General features: G+C 64.8%; 18 protein-coding genes. 12 read left to right on the forward strand and 6 right to left on the reverse strand.

The genetic code is table 11. From position 1 onward, the window contains the following. Positions 1-32: 32 nt before the first annotated feature. On the reverse strand, positions 33-854 hold the full coding sequence (locus IT430_14570) for an acetyl-CoA carboxylase carboxyltransferase subunit beta (GenBank protein ID MCC6909163.1): 822 nt from the start codon (positions 852-854) through the stop codon (positions 33-35). A gap of 401 nt (positions 855-1,255) precedes the next feature. Between IT430_14570 and IT430_14575 the strand changes: the two genes are divergently transcribed. The 7 genes from IT430_14575 (at position 1,256) to IT430_14605 (ending at position 10,530) form a co-directional block, all read left to right on the forward strand. Then, entirely contained in the window at positions 1,256-2,311 is a 1,056-nt protein-coding gene (locus tag IT430_14575) for a rod shape-determining protein (protein ID MCC6909164.1), read from the forward strand. Between the two features lie 75 nt (positions 2,312-2,386). Next, positions 2,387-3,244 (forward strand): hypothetical protein, encoded by an 858-nt coding sequence (locus IT430_14580; protein ID MCC6909165.1) that lies wholly within the window; start codon positions 2,387-2,389, stop codon positions 3,242-3,244. Next, positions 3,244-3,822, forward strand: coding sequence for a hypothetical protein (locus IT430_14585; protein ID MCC6909166.1), 579 nt, complete (start codon positions 3,244-3,246; stop codon positions 3,820-3,822). The genes IT430_14580 and IT430_14585 overlap by 1 nt, the downstream gene beginning before the upstream one ends. 60 nt (positions 3,823-3,882) lie before the next feature. Next, a complete protein-coding gene (locus IT430_14590; protein MCC6909167.1) occupies positions 3,883-5,112 on the forward strand; it encodes a hypothetical protein in 1,230 nt (409 codons plus the stop codon). A 136-nt stretch (positions 5,113-5,248) separates the two neighbouring features. Further along, a complete protein-coding gene (locus IT430_14595) occupies positions 5,249-6,394 on the forward strand; it encodes a hypothetical protein (GenBank protein ID MCC6909168.1) in 1,146 nt (381 codons plus the stop codon). Beyond that, positions 6,387-9,242, forward strand: a complete 2,856-nt coding sequence (gene polA / locus IT430_14600) for a DNA polymerase I (protein ID MCC6909169.1) — start codon at positions 6,387-6,389, stop codon at positions 9,240-9,242. Before IT430_14595 ends, polA begins: the two co-directional genes overlap by 8 nt. Before the next feature lie 238 nt (positions 9,243-9,480). Further along, complete coding sequence (locus IT430_14605; GenBank protein ID MCC6909170.1) at positions 9,481-10,530, forward strand: hypothetical protein; 1,050 nt, start codon at positions 9,481-9,483, stop codon at positions 10,528-10,530. A 230-nt stretch (positions 10,531-10,760) separates the two neighbouring features. On the opposite strand, the gene IT430_14610 is transcribed toward IT430_14605, so the two are convergent. After that, entirely contained in the window at positions 10,761-12,005 is a 1,245-nt protein-coding gene (locus IT430_14610) for a DUF4349 domain-containing protein (GenBank protein MCC6909171.1), read from the reverse strand. After that, a complete protein-coding gene (locus IT430_14615; protein MCC6909172.1) occupies positions 12,002-12,556 on the reverse strand; it encodes an RNA polymerase sigma factor in 555 nt (184 codons plus the stop codon). Before IT430_14615 ends, IT430_14610 begins: the two co-directional genes overlap by 4 nt. A gap of 175 nt (positions 12,557-12,731) precedes the next feature. On the opposite strand from IT430_14615, the gene IT430_14620 reads away from it, so the two are divergent. From IT430_14620 to IT430_14630, 3 genes are all read left to right on the forward strand, one after another. Further along, positions 12,732-14,903, forward strand: a complete 2,172-nt coding sequence (locus IT430_14620; GenBank protein MCC6909173.1) for a S9 family peptidase — start codon at positions 12,732-12,734, stop codon at positions 14,901-14,903. 61 nt (positions 14,904-14,964) lie between these two features. Next, on the forward strand, positions 14,965-15,525 hold the full coding sequence (locus IT430_14625) for a hypothetical protein (protein ID MCC6909174.1): 561 nt from the start codon (positions 14,965-14,967) through the stop codon (positions 15,523-15,525). Between the two features lie 2 nt (positions 15,526-15,527). Beyond that, complete coding sequence (locus IT430_14630; protein MCC6909175.1) at positions 15,528-17,036, forward strand: AAA family ATPase; 1,509 nt, start codon at positions 15,528-15,530, stop codon at positions 17,034-17,036. Between the two features lie 4 nt (positions 17,037-17,040). On the opposite strand, the gene IT430_14635 is transcribed toward IT430_14630, so the two are convergent. The 3 genes from IT430_14635 to IT430_14645 form a co-directional block, all read right to left on the reverse strand. Then, the gene (locus tag IT430_14635; GenBank protein ID MCC6909176.1) at positions 17,041-17,697 is read right to left on the reverse strand and encodes a phosphopantothenoylcysteine decarboxylase; all 657 of its coding nucleotides are present in this window, start codon (positions 17,695-17,697) and stop codon (positions 17,041-17,043) included. 432 nt (positions 17,698-18,129) lie between these two features. After that, positions 18,130-21,582 carry an adenosylcobalamin-dependent ribonucleoside-diphosphate reductase gene (locus IT430_14640; protein ID MCC6909177.1) on the reverse strand — a complete coding sequence of 1,151 codons (3,453 nt, stop codon included), beginning with the start codon at positions 21,580-21,582 and terminating at the stop codon, positions 18,130-18,132. 121 nt (positions 21,583-21,703) lie between these two features. Continuing rightward, positions 21,704-22,276: a dCTP deaminase gene (locus IT430_14645; GenBank protein MCC6909178.1), complete on the reverse strand. Its 573-nt coding sequence runs from the start codon at positions 22,274-22,276 to the stop codon at positions 21,704-21,706. Between the two features lie 628 nt (positions 22,277-22,904). Between IT430_14645 and IT430_14650 the strand changes: the two genes are divergently transcribed. Together IT430_14650 and IT430_14655 are read left to right on the forward strand one after the other, a co-directional pair. Then, on the forward strand, positions 22,905-23,873 hold the full coding sequence (locus tag IT430_14650; protein MCC6909179.1) for an alpha-ketoacid dehydrogenase subunit beta: 969 nt from the start codon (positions 22,905-22,907) through the stop codon (positions 23,871-23,873). A 51-nt stretch (positions 23,874-23,924) separates the two neighbouring features. Then, positions 23,925-25,319, forward strand: coding sequence for a 2-oxo acid dehydrogenase subunit E2 (locus IT430_14655; GenBank protein MCC6909180.1), 1,395 nt, complete (start codon positions 23,925-23,927; stop codon positions 25,317-25,319). Positions 25,320-25,391 lie beyond the last annotated feature (72 nt).

A 25,391-nucleotide genomic window follows, 5' to 3' on the forward strand; every position in this document is an offset into this window, starting at 1 on the left:
TCAGGCGTGCCGCGGCGCAGCGTCCGATGCGATCACTTCCCGCCGTAGTCGATGAGGCGGCTGATTTCGCGGCGGAGTTCGCCGCGGGGCACGACGCGATCGACAAAGCCGGTCTTTTTGAGAAACTCGGCGCGCTGGAAGCCGTCGGGCAGGTCCTGCCGAATCGTCTGCTGGATGACGCGCGGCCCGGCGAAGCCGATGAGCGCGCCCGGTTCAGCAAGAATCACGTCGCCGAGCATGGCGAACGACGCCGTCACGCCGCCGGTCGTCGGGTCGGTCAGCACGCTGATGTAGAGCCCGCCGGCGTCGTCGAACTGCGCCAGCGCCGCCGAAGTCTTGGCCATCTGCATGAGCGAGAGCGTCGATTCCTGCATGCGGGCGCCGCCGGATGAACTGACGATGATGAGAGGCCAGTCCTGCTCGGTGGCGCGTTCGATGGCGCGGGTCACCTTCTCGCCGACCACGCTGCCCATCGAACCCATCATGAAGGTGAGATCGAGAACAGCGAGCACGACGCGCCGGCCGTGGATGTACCCCGAGCCCGTCAGAGCCGCTTCAGAGCGGCCGGTGCGCTCCTGCTCGGCCTTGAGGCGATCGGGGTAGGGCTTGAGATCGGTGAAGTGCAGCGGGTCGCGGCTGGTGAGGTGCTCATCCATCGGCTCGAAGGTGCTCGGGTCGCACAACTGCTCGACGCGCCGGGCGGCGCCGATGCGATAATGGTGCTGACACTGCGGGCAGACGTGGAGGTTGGCCTCCATCTGCTTGCGGTAGATCATCTGGCTGCAGGCGACGCAGCGCATCCAGAGGCCTTCGGGGACCTTCTTGCGGCGCGGGTCGGCCTCGTCGGGCCACATCCGGGGGCTCTCCTTCGCGGCGCGCTCGACGGCAGCGCCGTTTATCCTCGTATCGGCCACCTGGGCCGGCGTCTCCGCGTGTTCGCCGGTCGAGCCAACCCCGGGAGCGGGGCTCGCGTCAGTGGTCATGGCGGGCTTGGTCATTGAACGGCACTCCAGTTCATCGTCGCCGTTTCACGTTCGTGCGGGCCCGGGAAGGGCGAGAGAAGCGCGAGTTGCGCGGTGTCATCATTATTGTATGGGCCATCGGGGATTTCGATAGCAGTCCGCCAATGGCCTATAATGTCAAGGCTTGGGCGAATCGATGCCGAAATGCTTGTCAGAGGGTGATCCGGGGGCGGTGTGCGCCGCCCGCGGTTGCTCTGCAGCGTCCATCGACCGCTTGAAGGGTGTGGCTGCGCGTGTCATTTGACAAACTTCTTGGCTGGTTCAGCGTTGATATGGGCATCGACCTGGGGACGTGCAATACGCTCGTCTGCGTCCGGGGCGAGGGCATCGTGCTCAACGAGCCCTCCGTCGTCGCCGTCAAGCGCGGCACCAACCGCGTCCTGCAAAACGGCAACGCGGTCGGCTGGATGGCCAAAGAGATGCTCGGCAAGACGCCCGGGTCCATCACCGCCATCCGCCCGCTCAAGGACGGCGTCATCAGCGACTTCGAAATCACCGAGGCCATGCTGTCGTACTTCATCCGCAAGGTGAACGGCAAGGCCCGTTACATCCTCGGCCCGCGCGTGGTCATCGCCATCCCCTCGGGGATCACCGCCGTCGAAAAGCAGGCCGTGCTCAACTCGGCCATCCGCGCGGGAGCACGACGGGTCTACCTCGTCGAAGAGCCCATGGCGGCGGGCATCGGCGCCGGACTGCCCATCGTCGAGCCCACCGCGAGCATGATCGTGGATATCGGCGGCGGCACGACCGAAGTGGCCATCATGTCGCTGGCCGACATCGCGGTGTGCGAGTCGGTACGCGTCGCGGGTGATGATCTCGACGAGGCGATCATCAACCACATGAAGAAGACGTACAACCTGATGATCGGCGAGCAGAGTGCCGAGCGCATCAAGATCGAAATCGGCACCGCGGCGCCGGTGGGCGAAGAAATGACCATGGAAGTGCGGGGCCGGGACATGATCGCCGGCCTGCCGCGCAAGACGGTCGTGACCAGCGAAGAGATCCGCGAAGCCCTGCAGGAGCCCATCAGCGCCATCATCGAGGCGGTAACACGCACGCTCGAGCGCGCCGAGCCGGAACTCGCGGCCGACCTTGTTGAGAACGGCATCTGCCTCGCGGGCGGCGGCGCCTTGCTGCGCGGCCTGGATGTCGTCATCGCCAACGCGACCGGGCTGGATGTGCGCGTCGCCGACGACCCGCTCACCTGCGTGGCCAAGGGCACGAGCATCTACCTCGAGAACCTCGAAGAGTGGAAGGGCACGATGGAGTCCAACCTCGACGAGGGATGACCGGCCCGGCCGAGGCGCCTGCTGCAACGTTTCGAAACCCGCGCACCGACTGTGAACGGTGACGATGGCCCAGCGATGAACCACTCTGCGCCAAACCGCTCCTTCTACACAGCCGTCGCGGTGATGCTGATCGCCTGCTTTCTGCCGCCCGCCTTCACCAACTGGCTAGGCGGCCGCCTCGGCGAACTCACCATTCCCGTCAGCGCGCCGCTGAGCAAACTGAGCATGATGATCCGCGCCGTGCCCGAACGCCTCGACGAGCGGGCGCCCCAGATCATCGCGCTCGAAGCAAAGAACAAGGAGCAGGAGTCGCGCATCTATCAACTCGAATCGCGCCTGGCCCAGGTCAAGGCGCAACTCGAGCGACTCCAGGGTCTGCAGGCGCTCGATCCGTCGTTTCGCTACGTGACCGCCTCGCGCGTCGCCGAATCGCTGGGCAAAGCGGATCTCTTCAAGGTCGGGCTGGGCAGTTCGGCGGGCGTGCGCGTCGGCTCGCTGGCGCTCTACGAAGGCTATCAACTCGTCGGGCGCGTCTCGGCCGTCAGCCCGCGCTCATCCACCATCACGCCCATCACCTCGCGGGCCTTCGGCAGCATCTCGGCGCTGGTCATCGCCGAGGACGGCGCCTTCGAGAATTCCGTCGCTTGCACGCTCGAGCCCACCGGCGACGGCGCGTTCATCGGCGACATCGGCAAAGTCGGCCAGGATGAGCACTCGCCCGTGAGCGTGGGCCAGCGCGTGGTTTATCGCGACCCCGATCTGCGGCAACTCAACACCGGACCGATCATCGGCGTGATTGAAGAAGTCGTTCCCAAGGACCAGGCGCCGCTGTTCGTGACGATCACCGTGCGGACCGAGGTCAACCTCGATGACATTGCCGTCGTCGATCTGAAGATCCCGCGCTCCGGCGCCTCGGATGGAGGCGAGAACTGATGCGCTGGACGGTCTTCGCTTTCTTCGCCTATGTCTTCCTGGCGCTCGACACCGGGCTGCAGCCGCTGCTGCGCATGGGCGAGGGCGCGGTGGCGCCGAGTTTCGCGCTCATACTCATGGTGTGGATCGCGATGATGGGGCCGACGCACGCGGTGCGCTGGGCGGCGCTGATCCTGGGCCTGCTGGCCGACCTGCTGGCGCAGTACCCGACGGTGGATGGCCGCGCCGTAACCGTCGCCGGGCCTTACGCACTGGGTTTCCTGCTCGGCGCGGCGCTGACCATCCAGTTGCGCGGCCTGGTCTACCGCAAGCACCCGCTGCACACCGGGCTGCTGACGTTTCTGGCCGGTGCCTGCGCGCTGGTGCCGGCGGTCTTTCTGCTCACGATGCGGCGGATCATCTACGCCGGCGTGGACAGCGAGCACGTGATCCTCTGGGTGGCGTCGGATGAACTCGTCCACGCGTTTCTGACGGTCTGCTACTCGGCGGTCATCGCGGTCCCGGTGGGATGGGCTCTCAATCGCCTGTCGGGCCTTTTCGGCTTCCAGTCTCACCCGCGCCTCGGCCTGCCTCGCTGATTCATCAGCAATTCAGCGCTCGCCGGTTGCCATTGGAGCGCAGCCCGCGATGCTCATGCCATGAGCCGAATGATTATCTTTGACGATCGCGCCTGGCCGCACTGCGGCCCCGACGCGGTCGATCTGACGCCAATGACCGACCTGCGCGCCTGCTTCGAGGTGCGAACCGGAATGCTCACGACGCGGGAGCGCCTGCAGGGGCAGTGGGAGCCGGGGCTCGCAGCGGTGTGGGCCCCTGAGGAACTCGAGGCCGTGACAGCGGTTGAGACCGGGGTGGCCGTCAATGTCCTGCCGCCTGACGAGACATTCTTCTGCGTGAATGGACGCTGGGTTTTTCCAGCCGTGCGCTTTGAACTGCGGCTGGGCCAGGCCTTGGTCGAAGGCGACAGCGGCCACGTCGTGGCGGCGGAACTGACTCGGGCCGACGCGGCATCGCTGTTCAAGACGGGGCAGTTGCCGCCAGACGTTGAGCGGCTCGAGCACGACAGCCGCTTTCTGCTGCGCAGGCCGTGGGAGGTGATCGCGGCGCTGCCTCGCGTGCTGCACATGGATCTGCTGGGCAGCCCGATTCGGCCAGTCGAGGATCGCATTGATCGCGTGATCCGCGTCGGCGATGGGCCGCTGCTCATCGACCCCACGGCGCGCGTCATGCCCGGCGCCATCCTTGATGTTGAGCACGGCCCGATTGTGCTCGACGCGTTTGCGCTCGTGCGCCCGGGCGCGACGATCATCGGGCCGGCGTACATCGGCGAGCACAGCCAGGTGCTCGATCGCGCCATCGTTAAGGCCAACACGGCCATCGGGCCGTGGTGCAAGGTCAGCGGCGAGGTCGGCGCGACCATCTTCCAGGGCTACGCCAACAAGGCGCACGACGGCCACCTCGGCGACTCGTGGCTGGGCCAGTGGGTGAACCTCGGCGCCGGCACCACTAACAGCAACCTGCTCAATACCTACGGCGAAGTCGTCGTCCGCCAGCGCGTGGGTGGCTCGAACCGGCGCAGCGGCATGCAGTTCCTCGGCTCGATCATCGGCGACCACGCCAAGACCGCCATCGGCACGCGCCTCATGACCGGCAGCGTCATCGGCACGGGCGCCATGCTCGCCTCGACCGCGCCGCCGCCGACCTGCATCGCCCCATTTACCTGGCTGACGGACGACGGCGCGCGATCGTATCGCATCGACAAGTTCATCGAAGTCGCGCGGACCGTCATGGCCCGGCGTCAGGTCGAGCTCACCGGCGCGATGGAACTGCGCCTCCGATCCCTGTACCAGGAAGCGACGGCGAAATGAGCGAATCCTGGAATCCGGATTTGGCCCCGGAGGGGTCGCAGAGTGTAGCCACGGGTGGAGCGATGCGAAGCGAGCGAAACCCGTGGAAGCCATTCTTATTAAGCGGAGCCCCGGCAGGGGCGAAAGAAGCGCACGAATGAGCGAGACGGGCAACACTGTGGAGAGTTCGACTCACGGCGGAGGACGCATCGAAGGTATTGCCGAGCGCCTTCAGCGCAACGTCTCCTCCCAGAACTACGTTTATGCCGTCGGGTACTCGCTGGAGCGCGTCCACAGCGGGACTCTTGCCGCGTGTCTGCGAGCTGATGACGAGTGCAGCAAGGCGATTGGAGCCGCCCTCTGGAATTGGCCGGACGGCAGTGGCCTGCATCCCCATCAGATCAGTCATGTCGAGGTTCAGCACGAGTTCAAGTTGGCGCCGGGGTGTGTGACAGACTTAGTCGTGACATTACACGCGGAAGGAACCACACGGCGAATTGTGATGGAGTACAAGGTGGATGGCACAGGCGGCCACGAAGATCAGTGCCTTCGCACATCGCGCCATTCTCAGGCGGCCGACAGGGTATATTTCGTAACCCTTGGGGGAGCGGAGTTTCTTGACGGGCCAGACAGATGGAAAGGCGAAGGCCACCGCGCAGTGCACTTCCGCTTGAACCACATGGTCGAATTGCTTCAGCCACAGTGTCTCCGTCGCGCGCTCCTTCCAGCATATCTGGAGGCGCTTCACGATGAGCAGCTTCGGCGCGAACATTGCTTCGCACTCGCCCAATTGGCTGAGAGCAACAGCCGATGTGCGAGTAAGCTCGGCTACCGTAGATTTGATTGGTGGTATGCGGCCTATGAGCACTTGCGAAACTGGCTGCCGGCGGCGGAGCAGAACCATTGGTCCATTTGGAGCGGCACAAATAACGCAGTGATGAACTGGCGGCTTGGGTTCGACGGACCGCAACGAGATTGTGGTGGTATCGATGGTACAGGGAGTCTGTACATCGAAGTGCGCAATGATAGACTGGTTGGATGCGTTGCTTGGAGTGAACAGGCGCGAAGAGATTCGGCGCGAGCAAAGACACTTGTGAGCATCATCAGGCCCCTATTGAGTGATTTGCCAGGCGACTGGACGCCGGTGTCAAGAGTTGCCGCGCCCAACCTCTATGGCACTTGGGGTGCGACGAAAGTATCGCTCAGCGCGGAGGGGGCGGCATATCTCTCTCAATTTGCCAATGAGCACTTTCCCCGATTCTGCAAACGCGTGCGCAAGGCAGTCGCAGACAGACATGACTAAGACCCTCTACATCATCGACTACTTCGCGCAGCTCTTTCGTGCCTACCACGCCATCCGCACCGGCATGAGTTCGCCCGTCACGAAAGAGCCGACCAACGCGACGTTCGGCTATGTCGGCATGCTCCTCAAGGTGCTGCGCGAGTACAAGCCCGACTACCTCATCGTGGCGATGGACAAGTCCGGCGATCGCGAGACGTTTCGCTCAACGATCTACCCGGAGTACAAGGCCAATCGCGAGCCGCCGCCGCTGGACTTCCGCCCGCAGGCGAGCCGCTGCATCGAACTCACCGAGATGCTCGGCATTCCAGTCTTCGGCGTCGAGACGTTCGAAGCCGATGATGTCATCGCCTCGCTTGTGACGCACCTGCGCGCCGAGCAGCCGGATCTGCACATCCGCATCGTGTCCAAGGACAAGGATCTTGAGCAGTTGCTCGATGATCACGTGGCGATCGCCGACGTGCACAAGGACGAACTCATCACCGTCGAGACGCTGCTGGACAAGAAGGGCATCACGCCGGCCCAGGTCATCGACATGCTCGCGCTTATGGGCGACACGGTGGACAACGTGCCGGGCGTCAAGGGCATCGGCCCCAAGACCGCGGCCCAGCTCATCCACGAGTACGGCACGCTCGACAACCTGCTGGCCAACCTCGAAGAGATCAAGGGCAAGCGGCGCGAGAACATCGAGGCGGCCCGTGAAATGCTGCCCATGAGCCGCGAACTGGTCACGCTGCGGCGCGATGTGCCGCTGGATATTGATCTCGATCGCGCCGCGGTGCGCGTCGAGGCGATTCCGGTGCAGCAGGTGCTTGCCGCATTCAAGGAACTCGGCTTCAACCGGCTGCAGGATGAATTGCGCGCGGTGGTGGGGGGTGCGGAGGCTGAGGAGGCAGCGCCTGCCGCGAAGGCGCCGCCCAAAGCGCCTGCCGCCGAGCCCGGCGGGCTCTTCTCGCACCTGGTCGATGAAGAGCGCTCCGACCACCAGGCCCGGCGCGAGACCAAGCGCGGCAAGTATGAATGCGTGCGCACTCTCAAACAACTCGATGAAGTGATCAAGCGCCTCGCGAGCGCGCCGATCATCTCCATCGACACCGAGACGACCGGAATCGACCCCATGCGCGCTCAACTCTGCGGCGTCTGCCTGAGCATCGAGGCCGGCAGCGGCTGGTACATCCCGGTGCGCTCGCCCGAGCCGGGTACGCATCTTGATGCTGCGATGGTGCTGGAGCGCCTGCGGCCGATTCTTGTCGATCCGAGCAAGCCCAAGTGCGGGCACAACATCAAGTACGACTGGATCATCTTCCGCCAGGCGGGGATCGAACTGCGCGGCATGGCGGTGGACACGATGATCGCCAGTTACGTCGTCGATTCGAGCCGGCCCAGCCACGGCCTCGACCCGCTCGCGCAGGCGCTGCTGCACTACCACTGCATCCCCATTTCCGATCTCATCGGCCACGCCGCGCGCGGCAAGCCGCAGAAGTGCTTTGACGAAGTGCCGCTCGAGCTCGCAACCGAATACGCCGCGGAAGATGCGGATGTGACGCTGCGCCTCTGGGAGTGCTTCGAACCGCAACTGGCGGCGATGAAACTTCGCAAACTCTTCGACGAGGTCGAGATGCCCCTCGTTGAAGTCCTCGCGGCGATGGAGCACAGCGGCATCCGTGTCGATCCCGACATTCTCGACCAGCAGCGCCAACTGCTGGCAAAGCGCATCGACAGCCTGCGGCAGAGCCTGATCGACGCCGCGCCGCACGCGTTCAACCCCGATTCTCCCAAGCAACTCGCCGCGGCCCTGTTCAACGCTTCGACGGCTGATCCGCCGGGCCTCGGTCTCAAGATCCTCAAGAAGGGCAAGACCGGCCCATCGACCGACATCGAGGTGCTCGAGAAACTCGCGGCCGACCCGAACATCGACAGCCCGATCCCGCAACTCATCGTCGAATACCGCCAGTTGACCAAACTCGTCAACACGTACCTCGTCGCGCTCAAGGAGTGCATCAGTCCCGACACCGGCCGCATCCACGCGTCGTTCAACCAGACCGTCGCGGCGACGGGGCGATTGAGTTCGAGCGATCCGAACCTGCAGAACATTCCGATCCGCACCGATGTAGGCCGGCAGATCCGCGCTGCGTTTGTCGCGCCGCCGGCGTATCAACTCATCACGGCGGACTACTCGCAGATCGAGTTGCGGCTGCTGGCGCACCTGTCGCAGGATGAGGGGCTCATCGAGGCGTTCCGCAGCGATCAGGACATTCACACCGCAGTGGCGGCCTACGTGCACGGCGTCGAGCCGGGCAGCGTGACGCGCGAGCAGCGCAACAGCGCCAAGATGGTCAACTTCGGCATCATCTACGGCATCACCGCCTTCGGTCTCGCCCGCCGGCTGGGCCAGGGCGTGAGCAATGAGCAGGCCGCGCGGATCATCGCCGATTACAAAGCCCGCTATCCGGGCATCGATGTCTTCCTGCAGGAGTGCGTGGCCAAGGCGCACCGGCTGGGATACGTCGAGACGATGCTCGGCCGCCGCCGCGCCGTGCCGCAGGTCACCTCGCGCAACCCCAACGAGAGGCAGCTGGGCGAGCGGATCGCGATCAACTCCGTAGTGCAGGGCAGCGCGGCCGATCTTATCAAACTCGCGATGATCGATCTCCACCGCCAGTTGCCCGCCAGGTTCCCCGCCGCGCGCATGCTCCTGCAGATCCACGATGAACTGGTGTTCGAGGTGCCGGAGCAGGATGTGCCGCGCGTCCTGCCGTTTGTGGTGGAGCGGATGGAGTCAGCGATGCAGTTGCGCGTGCCGTTGAAGGTTGAAGCGGCGGCAGCGGAGAATTGGTTGGAGGGGAAGTAGGGGCTGACTCGCGCCTGGGAGCAAGGCAATGGCGACAGATGGTGCTCAACCCGACGTATCGAGGAGACGAAGCCGAACCTGGAACTTCGGCGTCAGTCGGCCATGGGCCGCAGGGGCTGCGGTGTTCTGCCTTCTCTTTGCAGTCGTCGGGCCCATGCTCATTCTTCTGTCGCCCGTCGGCGACGCGAACCGCATCGAGGCCGAGGGCGTCCAACCCGAAGACCCGGCTGCTGCCTACGTGGTGCGCATCGGCGGCTCTCTCTTCTTCTTCGTCGGAGGTGGAATCCTCGCTTACGCCTCGGCGCGAGGGGGATGCAGATATCAGTCTCTGACGATCGACGAAGATTTCGTCTCGATCGAGTATTCATTCCTGGGGCGATCCAGACACCAAAGGTACCGACGGAAGTACGTCGGAGATTTGCGCGTACACGAAGACGTCCCGGACACTTTGGAAGATGATGGGTACAACCCTGACAATGGAGGTTCGCTGGCATTTCAGTATGGAGCGAGCACCGTCTTCTTCGGACCGGAGGTTGATCGTCCCCGAGCGGAGACCATTCTGTCGCAGCTTCTGGAGTTCGCTCCCGAATTGTCGCGGCGCGCGCCCGTGGTAGAAGGGAATGAAATGCAAGCGTCAGGAGAATCGGGGGAGGATGGCTCTCTGTCTCCTACCGACGGCCGCTTCGTCCTCCAGCGAAATGCGGACGGACTGCGAGTCACCATTCCTGCGAGATCAAGTCAATTCGTGCAGTCGTTCATGTCTGCATGGCTACTGCTGTGGGCTGTCAGCCTGGGGGCCGCAGTGTACTTCCTGTGGCGGACCATCGCATCACTCAATGGAGGATCCAGCGCATCGAGTGACGACACCGATGCGCCTGCGGTCATCGCATTCCTGAGTATCTGGCTCTGCATTTGGATCCCAGGGGGACTGCTCTGCGTGTTCTCGTTCGTCTGGTCGCGCTGGGGAAGGCAGATCATCGAGATCAGCAATTCGGAAATCGTCGTGAGCAATCGTTCCCCGCTGTGGCGCTCTCAGCGGATCATTGATCGCCAAAAGTACGGCCCGATTTCGCTGCGCACGAGCCTCGGGTATTTCGAGAGCTTCACGACCGGCAACGATCGCGGCGACTCATCGTCGCGCGGGGGCTGGCTCGAGTGTCGATCGGGCTTTTCCAAGGAACACTTCGGCGCCGGCCTCACGCGGCGCGAGGCGGAGTATCTGCTCGTGCGATTGCAACGGATTGATCCAAGCCTGGTGGAGATCCCGCCTGCGGGCGATCCCCGTTGACTGCCGATGTGTGCCGCGCCATGTGGGTAGGGTCCGCCGCGCGGACCGCGCGGTGGAGTGCGGCGGACAATTGTGTTGCACTCACGATGCACGTTTGGCATCGCTGATGCCACTTGGCCGTCCGGTGAATCGACGGGTCGATACCGCACCCGCGGTCCGCACGGCGGACCCTACGAGCTGTGATTGCAGTGGCAGGGGAGTGGATCTGCCTGATTGTCCAACACCCTCCCTCACGGACGGGGCTCGGATTGCGGCCTTGCTCGCAGCGTTCGGTACTTCCGCCATGCCGCCCACAGTGCGATTCCCGCGATCGACCACCAGATCAGGCCGCCGAGCAGTGTTGAGGCGATCCACGCGACCGAGTCGGCCAGACCGGTGATTCCCGATTCCCATGCGGCGCCCATGACCCTGGCGAAGTACGCGCCGATCCCGGTGTGCTCGGGTTCCGGTTCCGGCTGCCCCTCGTGGCGGATGATCACCAGCACCGTGGCCAGCGAGACGAGATGCGACAGGTGCTGCTGCTGAGCGACGAGGCGCTCGATCTGTTCGCGCACCTGTCCGATGTTGCGACGGAGTTCGAGCACATCCTTGAGTTCGGCGTCCTTGCGCGATTCGAGTAGGTCGAGCAGTTCGGCTTCAACGCGCCGCTCGTTGCTCAGGCGTGCTTCGATGTCGACCGCCTGGGCGGTGACATCTTCGCCGCTGAGTTGCTGGGAGATGACTTCGCCTATGCCGCGCAGGGCATTGAGGACTTCGCTCACACGGCTCGCCGAGATGCGCAGCGTCAGGTCCGCCTGCATCTGCTCGTCCTGGCCGGAGATGGCGGACTGCTCGATGTACTCGCCACCCGCCTCGCTCACGAGCATCTGCACCTTGACGAATGCAGCGCGCACGTCCCTGGTATGCAGTTCGACGGCGGCCTTGCGGACGACTTGGCGCGGCGCAGACGACTCACCCTGCGTCGGTGCCATGCTGGAAGCTACGCCGCCCCATTCGCTCTGGAACGGCGACAGACCGCCTTCGAGTCCGATCGTCCCGTTCTTGCCGGCGCCTTCAAAGCCCGCCGAGCGGTCGCGAACCGACTTGTCGAACGTCTGGCCGAGCACCGGAATGTCGCCAAGCATCGAATTCGCGGCCTGTGGCGGCCCCGCATCGCCTGGTGATTTGTATCGGTACGCACTGCCTTGCGTGACGAAACCATCATTTATCGTGAACGAAGCGTCCCCAGATCGGCTCAGCGATTGGGCCAGCGCGAGCCACAGCACACCGCAGCCGACGATGAGCAGCGCCGCGACCTGAATCCACTGCCACTTCGCGCCAGACACCCGATCACACCAGGTGCGAAAGCGCATCGCGCGGGCCACGGTCGTGTGCGGATCCTCGAGCGCGCGGCGCCACAATTCAGTTGCCGGACCGGTGTACTGCGTCATCGCCGCGAGGTCCTTTTCGAGTTGAGTGTGATCAGATTCCGTCATGGGGCAACCTCGCTTTGGAGGCGTTGTCTCAGTTCATGGAGCGCGGCGTTCAGACGCGATTTGAGCGTGCCGACGGGGATGCCGAGCACATCAGCCGCGAACGTGTGAGTCAGGCCCTGCTGGTAGCAAAGCAGCAGCAGCGTGCGCGTGTTGGCCGGCAGGGCCATCAGCGCCTCGTTGAGGCGATGGCGACGATCAGCATCCTCCGCTCGGTTCGGATCCGCTCCAGGCAAAGTCGACTCATGGGCGAGCGCCAGCGGCCGCCCGTATCGTCTGCACTTCTGCTGCACGTCCTTGCAGCAGTTGATCGTGATTCGATACAGCCACGTCTTCACCGTTGACTCCCGTCGAAACTCCGAGCCGTGCCTGATGACGCGCACCCACGCGTCCTGCACGGCATCGCAGGCGAGCGACCGGTCCTGCCCGAGCAGGCCGCACGCCAGGCCGAGCATCATCGACTCGTACCGATGCGCGAGGTCACCGAGCGCGGCGTGGTTGCCCTCGGCAAAGTCCCCGAGCAGCTGCTCGTCGGTCTGGTCTTGTGTATTCATGCGTCGCGTTGCCTGTACCCATTGGACTGCCGCCGGGTCCACGCGGTTCGGGAATCCATTGAATTGAGAACTACATTTCTAACGGACAAGCCCGCCGCAACTTTGGCCAACCGTGGGGGGTACGATTGAATCTCTGCCAATCACCCTGCATGCGGCTCTGCCGCCGGGAGGAATCATGTCCATCCGTTTCCCGCTGATCGACTCGAGCCATCGTCGGCCCATGCTCGCCGCCACTTCCCTCGTGGTGTTGGCGGTGCTCCTCGCCGCCGCTCCGCCGCAGTCGGAGCGCGAGGTCGTGACCGACGAGTACTTCGGCACCAAGGTCGAAGACCCGTACCGCTGGCTCGAAGGCGGCATCATGTTCGAGGAGGCCGACGCTGCCAGGGCCAAGGAACTCGACGAGCGCGTCAGCGCGTGGACCGACGAGCAGAACGCCTACACCCGCAGCATCCTCGACAACCTGCCCGGCCGGCCGGCGCTCGAGCAGCGCATCACCGAACTCATGAGCGTCGATTCCATCGGCGCGCCGCAATCCTACGGCAACCGCTACTTCAACCGCGAGCGGCGCGGCGATCAGAATCAGTCCATCCTCTACGTGCGCGATGGGCTCGACGGCGAGCCTCGCGTCCTGCTCGATCCCAACAAGCTCGATGACAAGGGCCTCGTCTCGCTCGACTGGACCGCGCCGAACCACGACGGTTCGCTCATGGCTTTCGGCCTGGGCTATGCCGGCAACGAGTTGCCGACCCTGTATGTGATGGACGTGGACACGGGAAAGTGGCTTGCGGAAGAGATTCCCAATCGCGCCGGCGGCGTGTCGTGGCTGCCGGATTCATCCGGGTTTCTCTACGAGTGCCTCAAGGACCCCAAGGACGCCTATTCGACGCAGATCAAGTTTCACACGCTCGGCCAGCATCACCGACAGGACCCGATCCTCTTCGAGCAGTACGACCAGACGTGGGGCCCGGGCGCGTGGCTCAGCCGCGACGGCCGCTGGATGATGCTCATCTACTGGACGGGCACGAACAGCAACGACATCTGGTGCATCGACTTTGACAAGTGGCAGCGCACCGGCGAGTTCGAGCGGCGCGAAATCTCCGTCGGCGCCAAGGCGACCTTCAGCGGCAGCGTCTACGGCGACACGCTTTACATGGTCACCACGCTCGATGCGCCCAATTCGCAGGTCTACGCCGTCGATCTCAACAACCCCGGCCGCGACCACTGGAAAGTCGTCATCCCGCAGCGCGAGGATGCCGTGCTCGAAGGCGTGAGCACGGCGCGCGGCATGCTCGTCGCCTCCTACAACTACAAGGCGCACTCGCAGATCGAGCGGTTCGATCTCAGTGGCAAGCCCCTTGGCGAGGTCGAACTGCCGGGCATCGGCAGCGCGGGCGTCGTGACCAACGACGATCGCACCGAGGCGTTCATCACCTACTCGAGCTTCAACGAGCCGCCGAGCATCTACGTGACTGATCTCGCGACGAACCATCGCGAACTGTGGGCCCGGCCGGATGTGCCCGTCGATCCCTCGATCGTCGATGTCAAGCAGGTGACCTACACGAGCAAGGACGGCACGCCCGTCACGATGTTCATCGTCCACAAGAAGGGACTCAAGCTCGACGGCAAGAATCCGACGATCCTCAACGGCTACGGCGGGTTCAACATCTCCATGACGCCGTACTTTTCGGCGACGATGTTCCCGTGGTTCGAAGCAGGCGGCGTGCTGGCCATTCCCAACCTGCGCGGCGGCGGGGAGTACGGCGACGAGTGGCATACCGCCGGCATGCTCGACAAGAAACAGAACGTCTTTGACGACTTCATCGCCGCGGGCGAGTGGCTCGTGAGCAACCGCTACACCAATCCGGATAAACTCGCGTGCGTCGGCGGGTCGAACGGCGGCCTGCTGACGGGTGCGATGATCACGCAGCGGCCGGACCTGTTCCGCGCGGTGATCTGCGCCGTGCCGCTGCTTGACATGCTGCGCTACCAGAACTTCCTCATGGCCCGTTACTGGGTGCCCGAGTATGGCAGCGCTGAAAGTGAGGAGCAGTTCCCGTTCATTTACGCCTACTCGCCGTATCAGCGCGTGAAGCAGGGCGTGGAGTACCCGGCGATTCTGTTCACCGCCGGCGAGAACGACGCGCGAGTGCACGCCCTGCACGCACGGAAGATGGCCGCGGCGGTGCAGGCGGCGACGAGCGCTTCGCCAGATGAGCGGCCGGTGCTGCTGTGGGTCGATCGCGAAGCGGGCCACGGCTCGGGCAAGCCGCTCTCGGCGCGGATCCGCGAAGTGGTCGATCAGCGCCTGTTCATCATGAACCAGTTGGGAGTGACGCCCAGCGATTGAGCCAGGCCGGAGGTCGCACAAGTCGAGCGTTCAGGCGCAACGGCTTGCCGCATCTGCAGCGATGACGGATCACCCGCGCGAGATTCTCGAGGATGACACCGCGCCCGCGATCGTGGTCGATCGACAAAGCGGCCGCGAGTTCGTCAGTCCGTACCGGTACCAGCGGCAGTTCGAAGCCGAATTCGAGACTGCGTCGAATCGGATGATTGGCGAGCACGGCGCCGTGTCGGAGCGATTCGCGTGGGCTTATGTCACGGTGTTCGGCGGGCTCGCATGCATCGCAGGATCGCGAATCTCAGACCTCATTGCCGCGGCGCTGCTGCTGGTCGTGCCCGATCTGTCCATTGCGATCTGGTTGACCCGGTTCATCATGGGCGGGTTGTTCATTTTCTTCATCGTGATGTTGATCTGGGCTCTGCGCGGCCGCACTCGCTTTCGCAAGCGCCTCATCGAACAGCGGCTCTGCTTCGAATGCGGCTATGCCCTGATCGGCCAGGACGTGGATGAACGCGGCGTCGGCCGCTGCCCGGAATGCGGCAAGACGTTCAACGTCACCCGCTACCTCCGCCCGCCGAAGCGATACCATGCCGTAGCGCCGCGCGCCTCACCGACCGGGAACTGACCATGTCCTATGACCTTGACCGCACCGATGAAGAACGCCTGGCGCTGCTCATGCGCGCGGGATATGGCCTGATCGTGATGGAGACGCACGAGGAGAGGCGGGCGGTGCGGCTGGTGCTCGACGCGGCCAATGCGATCGACCAGCGCTGCTGGGCGTGGTCGCTGGTGCGCGGCCTCGTCCCGCTGGACAAGCGCGAAGGCGTGAACGCGAACGCGACGCACGACCCCGCCGCGGCACTGCTGCACCTCATCTCGCTGCCCGACCGATGGGTCGCAGTCATGGCCGACCTGCAGAGGCATTTCGAAGATGACAAGGTCGTCCGCGCCGCGCGCGAGGCCGCCGACCAGGCGCATCGCAACGGCAGCACGCTGGTGCTGCTTGGCCCAACGATCGACTTGCCGACCGAACTGCAGCGGCTCGCCTTCCCGTTCCCGCTGCCGCTGCCCGATACATCTCAATTTGAGAAGCTCATCAAGCGCGTCTACCGCGAGGTCTTTCAGACCAACCAGCAGATCGAGCACGAACTCAAGCGCGACGATCTCGAACGGCTCGCCGAATCGCTCATCGGTCTGACCGAGATGGAGGCCGAACGCGTCATTCGGCAGGTGATCATCGAAGATGCGCGGCTTGACGCGCGCGACGTCGAGCGCGTGCGCCTGGCCAAGCGGGCCACGCTTTCGTCGCACGGCCAACTCGAGGTGCTCAGCGCCAACGAGACGCTCGACTCGCTCGGCGGGCACGAGAAGCTTAAAAAGTGGCTGCGCATGCGCCGCGAGGCGATGAGCAAGCGCGGCAAGGAGTTCGGCATTGATCCGCCGCGCGGCGTGCTGCTGCTGGGCGTGCCGGGCTGCGGCAAGAGCTTCTGCGCGAGGCTGGTCGCCGGAGAGTGGCGCCGGCCGCTGCTGCGCCTCGACGTGGGCGGTCTGTACAACCGCTTCATCGGCAACACCGAGGCCAACCTGCGCGAAGCCCTGCGCCAGGCGGACGGCATGGCCCCGTGCGTGCTGTGGATCGACGAGATCGAGAAGGCCTTCGCCAGCGAGGGTTCATCCGACGCGGACGGCGGCGTGAGCCAGCGGCTGTTCGGCACCATGCTCACCTGGATGAACGACCGGCGCAGCGACGTGTTCATCATCGCCACCGCCAACCAGGTGCAGCGCCTGCCCACTGAACTGCTGCGCAAGGGACGCTTCGACGAGATCTTCTTCATCGACCTGCCGCCCCTCGAAGCACGCCAGATGATCTTCGAGATCCACCTGACCAAGCGCGGCCGGATGGCCAAGTCGTTCGACATCGAAACGCTCGCCGGTCTCACCGAGGGCTTCAGCGGCGCCGAGATCGAGCAACTCGTCGTGGACGGCCTGCACATCGCTTTCAATGCGGGCGAGCAACTCGCGACGAATCACATTGTCGAGGCCTTCGGCCGCACGCAGCCGATGGCGGTGACCATGGCCGAGCGCATTGCCGCGATGCGGCAGTGGGCCGAGTCGCGCTGCACCATGTCGCACTGACGGCTCAGGCCCGCAGGACGCGATCGATCAGCCACGCGGCGAACATTGACTTGGACAGCGTGCCGGGCGATTCGCTCGTGCCGTCGGCCTGTACGAGCGTGCCGTGAATCTCATCGGAGTCCATGGTCTCGAGCGGGTTGGCGACAATGGCGTCGAGTCCCTTGCGCTTGATCTTGCTCGCGGCGCTGGCCATGAGTTGGGCGGCGGGTTCGAGCGCAAAGCCGATGATGCGCTGGCCCGGCCGGCGGCGCTTTGCGCACCCGGCGACGAGGTCCGGCGTCGATTCGAGTTCGAGCGTCAGGCCCTCCGCTTCGCGGCGGAGTTTGCCCGTGGCTTCCGTGCGACGCGGTCGGTAATCCGCCACGGCCGCGGCCATGATGAGCACATCCGCCTGCCCGGGCCAGAGTTCGGCCAGCAGCGACTCCAGATCGGCACAGGATCGAAACCGCTCGACGCGCAGGCGATCAGCAAAATTCGGCGCCGGCGCGGTGTTGGGTCCGAGCGCGAGGATGACGTTGTGGCCTACCGCGTGTGCCGCGCGGGCCAGTTCGACGCCCAGCCGGCCTGACGATCGGTTGCCAATGAACCGCACCGAATCGATGGGTTCATAAGTGGGGCCGGCAGTGATGAGGACGGTTGCGGGCTGGGGCAGAACGGGCATGCGGCGAGTCTATGCGCCTCGGCTGCGCGACGGCGCGGGGGCACTCGGCTGTGGACGCAACCGCTGCGGGCGGCTACGAATCGAGGTGGTGGAAAATGAAAAAGCCCTGCAGCGGTGGTGGGGGCCACTGCAGGGAAGGTGTGGGGGGCCGATGATCCCGGGGGACGGGACGCCCCTCCAACGGTGAAGAAAATCCGGAAGTGCGGCGTGAGGCGGCGGGGCCTCGCCTCGATCGACTCTGCCATCGAGATCGATCGAAACGACCGGGTCTGAGTCACTCCCTGCTCAGGCCGGCAAACGGTTCAGGGTCCATCCACTCGCCGTCGGACTATTGGTGCCTCCTTTTTCAGCCGCACTCCGGTTTCCGGCCGGCGAATCCATGGCGCTGCCGCGCCGCATCGCCGACCGCTTTGAACGGTCATCTTGCTCCGGTCAACTGCATCCCATGCTGTTGCCGCAGTTCATGCACTTGTAGCACGTTCCATTACGCACCGTCAGCGCGCCGCACACATCGCACACCGGCGCATCGCCCATCAGTTCGCCCATCGCCCGGTCGAGCACCGTGCGCGATTTGGTCCGCGTCTCGGTCATGGTGATCGACGAGTGGTCGCGATCGCTCACGGCGCTGAAGCGGCTCTCTTCGCTCTCGCGGGTGACCTCAATGGCGTGAGCGGTGCCGCCGGCAGGCGCCGGTTTCACGTCGCGCACGATGGCCTCGCCTGTGGCCGGCGCCGCGGCCGGGTCGATCGAGCCGCGCTGCGGGGCGGCCTGGCTGTGATAGCCGGGGATGAACTGGATCCCCATCCAGCGGAAGATGTAATCAACGAGGCTCTTGGCAAAGGGGATGTCGGCGTTGGTCGTCATGCCGGCCGGCTCGAATCGCTGGTGGGTGAACTTGCCCACCAGGCTCTCCATCGGCACGCCGTACTGCAGCGCCACGCTGATGGCCGTGCCCAGCGAGTCCATGAGTCCGCCGATGGTCGAGCCTTCCTTGCTCATGGTCAGGAACAGTTCGCCCGGCATGCCGTCGTCGTAGAGGCCGACAGTGAGATAGCCTTCGTGGCCGGCCACGTTGAACTTGTGCGTCAGGCTGCGGCGCGTGTCGGGCAGGCGGCGGCGCAGCGGGCGCTCGACGATGCGCTCGACGATCTTTTCGACGGTGCGCACGGTGACCCCGTCACAGGCCGCAGCAATCGCCGCGACTTCGCCAACCTCGGCCGCAACCTCTTTTTTTGCCGCGGCCACGTCGAGGTCGTCTTCCTCGCCGTCTTCCATCGCGTCCGCGGCGGCGTCGCTCTTGGTATTGAGCGGCTGGCTGAGTTTGCAGCCGTCGCGGTAAAGCGCATTGGCCTTGAGGCCCAGTTCCCAACTCAGGCGGTAGCACGCGGCGATGTCTTCCACGCTCGCGTTGTTGGGCAGGTTGATCGTCTTGCTGATGGCGCCGGAAATAAACGGCTGGCTCGCCGCCATCATCCGGATATGCCCCTGCGGCGCGATGAAGCGCGTGCCCTTGCGGCCGCACGGGTTGGCGCAGTCGAAGACCGGCAGGTGCTCGGCCTTGAGATGCGGCGCGCCTTCCACGGTCTGCGTGCCGCAGATCGATTCGTTGAGCGATTCGATCTGGCTGGCCGTCAGGCCGATCTCGCGCAGCAGGTTGAAGGACGTGTTGTTGCGGGCCGCTTCGACGTCGATGCCCAGTTGCCGCAGCAGGTCTTCGCGCAGCGACCAGGCGCTGAAGGCAAAGCCCACTTCGAAGACCGAGCCGAGTTGGGCTTCGATCGCGTCGAGGTCGTCCTCGGTGAAGCCCTTTTTGGCCAGAAACTCTTTGAAAGTTCCGCCCTGAGACCCTGGCATGGGAGCATCCAGGCTCAGCGACCCCATCACGTAGCGGAGGATGTCGCGCACCTGCTGCTGCTCATATCCGAGGGTCTCAAGGGCGGGTCGGAGCGAGTTGTTGGCAATCTTGAAGTAGCCGCCGCCGGCGAGTTTCTTGAACTTCACCAGGGCGAAATCCGGCTCGACGCCGGTCGTGTCGCAATCCATGAGCAGGCCGATCGTGCCGGTGGGCGCGATGACCGTCGTCTGCGCGTTGCGATACCCGTAGCGCTCGCCGAGGTCGAGCGCCTCGTCCCACGCGTTCATCGCCCGCATGAGCAGTTCGTCGGCGTTGGCGAATTGCCTGCCGGCCCGGGCTGCGGCGTCGTGGTCGATGGGCACCGGCGCGATGCGCAGGTTCTCGTATTGCCCGCTGTGGCGCGACACGCCGTGCGCTGCGCGGCGGTGGTTGCGCATCACCCGCAGCATGTGCTCGCGGTTTCTGTGGAACTCGCGGAACGCGCCGAGTTGCCCGGCCATCTCGGCGCTGACGGCGTACGACCGGCCGCACAGGACCGCCGTCAGGCAGCCGCACAGGGCCCGCGCCTCTTCGCTGTCGTAGGGGATGCCGGCCTGCATGAGCACGGCCCCGATGTTGGCAAAGCCCAGGCCCAGCGTGCGGAAGTCGTAACTCAGCCGCGCGATCTCTTCGCTGGGGAACGCGGCCATGAGCACGCTGATCTCAAGGACAATCGTCCACAGGCGAATCGCGTGCTCGTAGCCGTCGAGGTCAAAGGTGGCGCTGCGGCTGTCGTAGAAGCGCAGCAGGTTGATCGACGCGAGATTGCACGCCGTGTTGTCAAGGAACATGTACTCGCTGCACGGATTGCTCGCGTTGATGCGTCCGCTGCCCGGGCAGGTGTGCCAGGCATTGATCGTCGAGTCGAACTGCACGCCCGGGTCGGCGCAGCGCCACGCGGCGTAGCACACTTCATTCCACAGGCGCTGCGAGTCGATGCTGTGGTGCAGGTCGCCGTCGGTGCGGCGGTGCAGGCTCCACGGCTTGCCCTCATCCAGCGCATCGAAGAACGCGTCGGGAATGCGCACCGAGTTGTTGCTGTTCTGCCCGCTGACGGTGTAGTACGCCTCGCCGTTGAAGTCGTAATTCAGTTTCAGTCCCAGGTCCGCGGCGATCTGCTGCTGGTCTTTGGGAAGGGTCTTGAGGCCTTCGACCATCGCGGCGACCTTGAGTTCCTCGCGCACCTTCCAGTTCACAAACGCTTCGATGTCGGGGTGGTCGAGATCGAGGCAGACCATCTTGGCCGCGCGCCGCGTCGTGCCGCCGCTCTTGATGGCCGCGGCGGCGCGGTCGCCGATCTTGAGCCAGGACATCAGCCCGCTGCTCGTGCCGCCGCCGCTGAGCGGCTCGCCCTCGCCGCGCAGGCTCGAGAAGTTCGTGCCCGTGCCCGAGCCGTACTTGAACAGCCGCGCCTCGCGCACCCACAGGTCCATGATCCCGCCCGCGTTGACGAGGTCATCGCTCACGCTCTGGATGAAGCACGCGTGCGGCTGGGGATGCGTGTAAGCGTCGTCGGCGAGTTGCACCTGGCCGGTGTTGGGATCGACGATGAAGTGCCCCTGCGCCGGCCCGGTGATGCCGTACGCCCAGTTCAGGCCGGTGTTGAACCACTGCGGGCTGTTGGGCGCTGCCATCTGGTGGAGCATCATGTGACACAGTTCGTCGTAAAACGCCTGGGCGTCCTCGGCGGAGTCGAAGTAGCCGTGCGTCTCCCCCCAGTGGCGCCAGCACCCGGCGAGGCGATGAATGACCTGGCGCGCGGACTTCTCGGGTCCGGTCGTGCCATCGCCCTGCGGCACGCCCGCCTTGCGGAAGTACTTGCTCACCATGATGTCCGTCGCCAGTTGCGACCAGCTTTCGGGAACCTCGGCGTCCTTCATCTCGAAGACGACGGAGCCGTCGGCGTTGGAGATGCGACTGGTCCGCTTGGCCCAATTGACGGTGGAGAAGACATCCGTGCCGGCTTTGGTGAATCGTCGAGTAACTTTCATGGCGCCTTCCGTGTCTCTCGCTTCTTCTCTTCTTCGTAGGGTCCGCCGTGCGGACCATTAGCCACGCAACCTGTCGTGACACTGGTGCATCGGCCCAGCGCCGAGCGGCTCGCCTCCCCAATCAATCCACCTTCGGCAGCGTCAGCCCGCCCTGGTCCTGATACTTCCCGCTCTTGTCCGCGTAACTCTTCTCGCAGACTTCATCCGCCTTGAGGAAGATCATCTGGGCGATGCCTTCGTTGGCGTAGATCTTCGCGGGCAGGGGGGTGGTGTTGGAGATTTCCAGCGTCACCTTGCCGCGCCATTCGGGTTCGAGCGGCGTGACGTTCACGATCAGGCCGCAGCGGGCGTAGGTGCTCTTGCCCACGCAGATGACCAGCACATCGCGCGGCACGCTGAACCACTCGACCGTCTCGGCCAGGCAGAACGAGTTGGGCGGGATGATGATGTGGTCCTTGCCCGTGGCCTTCGTGTCCACGGTGATGAAGAAGTCATCCGTGAAGCGCTTGGGATCGACGATCGCCTGCCCGCCGTGCGGCGTGACGTTGGTGAAGATCTTGAAGACCGAGCCGACGCGCACGTCGTAGCCGTAGGACGAGACGCCGTAGGACACGGTGCCCTGGCGCTTGATGTTCTCTTCGAAGGGCTTGATATCGATGAGGCGTCGGATCTGGGAATCGGAGAGGACGGGCATGGTCGGGCCTTTCGAGGCGTTGGCCGTTTTTCAGCGGGTGCGACAGCCCGGCCGGTCTGGACCGGCTACGACGGGCGGCGTGGCGCCTGCTGGTGTTCGGGAATTGTCAGTCGCGAGTGGTCGGCTCGGGCCTTTGTGCTCCCCAGTCCCACCGGGGCCATGCACGCCGTTGCCAGCCATTGCGGCCAAGGGATAGGATACAACAAGATGTTGGGGCGGCAACATCAGAACTCACAAAATGTCGTATTTTTCTGACCATTTTCTCCACGGGAAAGGAACCGGATCGCTAAGCGCAGAAAACGCCCATATTTACAGATTCGGGCGGCTGGAAAATCGCTTTGGAGAGGTTGTGGATAGATTGGCGAACGATGTCGATTGCGTGAGGGCCCCGCGGGCTGAGGCTACCAGACGTTGTGGTCGCCACGAGCGCGGAATGTCGCGGGTGCAACCGTCGGCTGCCGCCGACGGCTAGCGCCTCGATGCCTCTTGCCTCATGCCTCGGTGCCTCTGTGCCTCGATGCCTTGCTCATTTCAGGTCCATCGGCATTCGACCTGACCGCCGCCGTTTCCAATGATTGGCCGGCAGGCGGCTGCTGCATCGCGATCGTGGCTCACTCGAAAGGCACTCATGGCGAACCTGTTTCTGATCCAGGCGATTACCGAAGCCCTCCGGCAGGAAATGGAGGCCGATGAGGATGTCATCCTCCTCGGCGAGGACATCGGCATCAACGGCGGCGTCTTCCGCGCCACCGACGGCCTCTTCAAGCAGTTCGGCCCCAGGCGCGTCGTCGACACCCCGCTGGCCGAGTCGGGCATCATCGGCAGCGCGATCGGCCTGGCCATGGCCGGGCTCAAGCCCGTACCCGAAATTCAGTTCGAGGGCTTTCTCGGCCCCGCCTACGACCAGATCGTCACCCACGCCGCCCGCTTCCGCACCCGGACGCGCGGCCGCTTTACCGTGCCGCTGACGGTGCGCGTGCCCGTGGGCGGCGGCATTCACGCGCCGGAATTGCACAGCGATTCGCCCGAAGCCGTCTACGTTCACACGCCGGGGCTCAAGGTCGTCATGCCGTCGTCGGCGTACGACGCCAAGGGCCTGCTCATCTCGGCCATTCGCGACCCTGATCCGGTCATCTTCTTCGAGCCCAAGCGCATCTACCGCGCGTTTCGCGAAGAGGTGCCCGAAGAGCCGTACACGATCCCCATCGGGCAGGCGAAGGTGATCGAGGAAGGCACGGATGTGACGGTGATCTCGTGGGGGGCTTCGGTGGTGCAATGCATCAACGCGCTCGACGAACTCGATTTGAGCGTCGAACTCATCGACCTGCGCACGCTCTATCCTCTGGATGTGGAGGCGATCCGGCAGTCGGTGAGCAAGACGGGGCGCTGCGTGGTCGTGCACGAGGCGCCGCGCACGGCGGGTCTGGGCGCGGAGATCGCTACGCTGGTGCAGGAGCACTGTTTTGAGTACCTCGAAGCGCCGGTGCAGCGCGTGACGGGGTTCGACACCGTCATGCCGTACTACAAACTCGAACTCGATTACCTGCCCGACACGCCGCGCATCGTCGAAGCGATCGGGCAGATCATGGCGTATTGATTCGCCCGGCGGGGCGCGCTGCCCCGGCCGCAGCGCTGGAAAGAGAAGGTTATGAGCGACACGGTTGATTTCATCCTGCCCGATCTTGGCGAAGGCGTTCACGAAGCGGAGATCATCTCCTGGAAGGTGAGCGTCGGCGACAAGGTGGAGGAGATGCAGGTGCTCGCCGAAATGGAGACGGACAAGGCGCTCGTCGAAGTCCCCAGCCCCTACGCCGGAAAGGTCGAGGCGCTGCACGGCGACGTCGGGCAGATCGCTCACGTCGGCGAGCCGATCGTGACGTTCAGCGGCGCGACGCAGAGCGGCAAGACCGTCAAAGGCAACGGCGCAGCGCCGAAGGCGGATCATCACGTCGAGACGAAAGCCGATGCGAAGCCGCAAGGCGCCGGCCCGGCGCGCGCCAGTGGCGGCGTCGATGCAGCCGAGCAAACCGAGCGCGAAGACGCGGGCACGGTCGTGGGCTCGATGGAAGGGCTTCCCACGCTGGGCGGCGGCGGCAAGGTCATGGCCACGCCCGCGGTGCGCCGGCTCGCCCGCGACAAAGGCATCGACATCAACACCATCCAGGGCACCGGGCGCGGCGGGCGCGTGACCGCTTCGGATGTGGAGCGGGCGGCGCAGGGGGGTGGGCGCGTCGGCGCAGCAAAGGCGCCGGCGGGCAAGCCGCGCGAAGCCGCAAGCGGCGGGGCGGCGATCGCCGCGGTGTCGCAGCCCATTTCCTATCCGCCGGTGCAGGTGGACGCGAGCGGCACGTCGCAGACGATTCCCTTCACCGGCATTCGACGCAAGATCGCCGAAGCGCTCGATCGTTCCGTCAAGACCGCGGTGCACTTCACCGTCATGGATGCGGCAGATGTGACGGCGCTCGATCGCGTTCGCCGCCAGCAGGCGCACGCATCGGGCGAGAAGGTGAGTTTCCTGCCGTTCATCATTCAGGCGATGTGCCGGGCTCTCAAGCAGTTCCCGCAACTCAACGCCGTGGTGGACGATGAGAAGCGCGAGATCTACATCAAGGGCGTGATCAACATGGGCGTGGCGGTGGACACCGACCACGGCCTGATGGTGCCGGTCATCCCCGGCGCCGATCGCATGGGCATCCTGCCGCTGGGCCGGGCGATCAACGACGTGGCGGCCAAATGCAAGAGCCGCACCATCGGGCTCGACCAACTCAAGGGCGGCACGATCACGATCAGCAATGTGGGCAGTTACGGCGGCGCGTTCGCCACGCCGATCATCAACTACCCGGAGGTAGCCATTCTCGCCGCCGGCCGGGCCCGCGAAGCGGTCATGGCGCGCAACGGCGGGATCTTCGTCGGCAAGGAGATGCCGCTGAGCCTGTCATGCGACCATCGCGTGGTCGATGGCGCTTACGGCGCCAAGATGCTCAACGCCGTCGTGCAATTCCTCGAGAATCCGGAGATTCTCCTCGAACCCGCGGGTCGATGACCGGCCACGATTGACGCAAGCGCGTGGGTCGGGACAAGGCTCTGCGCAGGCCCGGCGATGGAGCTGGCGCGA

It is taken from the genome of Phycisphaerales bacterium (genome assembly GCA_020852515.1).
Classification (GTDB): Bacteria; Planctomycetota; Phycisphaerae; order Phycisphaerales; family UBA5793; genus UBA5793.

Bases quoted from the DNA above. Each gene is read 5' to 3' on its own strand.
- IT430_14570 (MCC6909163.1), bottom strand. From the start codon at position 854: ATGTGGCCCGACGAGGCCGACCCGCGCCGCAAGAAGGTCCCCGAAGGC.
- IT430_14580 (MCC6909165.1), top strand. From the start codon at position 2,387: ATGAACCACTCTGCGCCAAACCGCTCCTTCTACACAGCCGTCGCGGTG.
- IT430_14585 (MCC6909166.1), top strand. From the start codon at position 3,244: ATGCGCTGGACGGTCTTCGCTTTCTTCGCCTATGTCTTCCTGGCGCTC.
- IT430_14590 (MCC6909167.1), top strand. From the start codon at position 3,883: ATGAGCCGAATGATTATCTTTGACGATCGCGCCTGGCCGCACTGCGGC.
- IT430_14595 (MCC6909168.1), top strand. From the start codon at position 5,249: ATGAGCGAGACGGGCAACACTGTGGAGAGTTCGACTCACGGCGGAGGA.
- polA (MCC6909169.1), top strand. From the start codon at position 6,387: ATGACTAAGACCCTCTACATCATCGACTACTTCGCGCAGCTCTTTCGT.
- IT430_14610 (MCC6909171.1), bottom strand. From the start codon at position 12,005: ATGACGGAATCTGATCACACTCAACTCGAAAAGGACCTCGCGGCGATG.
- IT430_14615 (MCC6909172.1), bottom strand. From the start codon at position 12,556: ATGAATACACAAGACCAGACCGACGAGCAGCTGCTCGGGGACTTTGCC.
- IT430_14620 (MCC6909173.1), top strand. From the start codon at position 12,732: ATGTCCATCCGTTTCCCGCTGATCGACTCGAGCCATCGTCGGCCCATG.
- IT430_14625 (MCC6909174.1), top strand. From the start codon at position 14,965: ATGACGGATCACCCGCGCGAGATTCTCGAGGATGACACCGCGCCCGCG.
- IT430_14630 (MCC6909175.1), top strand. From the start codon at position 15,528: ATGTCCTATGACCTTGACCGCACCGATGAAGAACGCCTGGCGCTGCTC.
- IT430_14635 (MCC6909176.1), bottom strand. From the start codon at position 17,697: ATGCCCGTTCTGCCCCAGCCCGCAACCGTCCTCATCACTGCCGGCCCC.
- IT430_14640 (MCC6909177.1), bottom strand. From the start codon at position 21,582: ATGAAAGTTACTCGACGATTCACCAAAGCCGGCACGGATGTCTTCTCC.
- IT430_14645 (MCC6909178.1), bottom strand. From the start codon at position 22,276: ATGCCCGTCCTCTCCGATTCCCAGATCCGACGCCTCATCGATATCAAG.
- IT430_14650 (MCC6909179.1), top strand. From the start codon at position 22,905: ATGGCGAACCTGTTTCTGATCCAGGCGATTACCGAAGCCCTCCGGCAG.
- IT430_14655 (MCC6909180.1), top strand. From the start codon at position 23,925: ATGAGCGACACGGTTGATTTCATCCTGCCCGATCTTGGCGAAGGCGTT.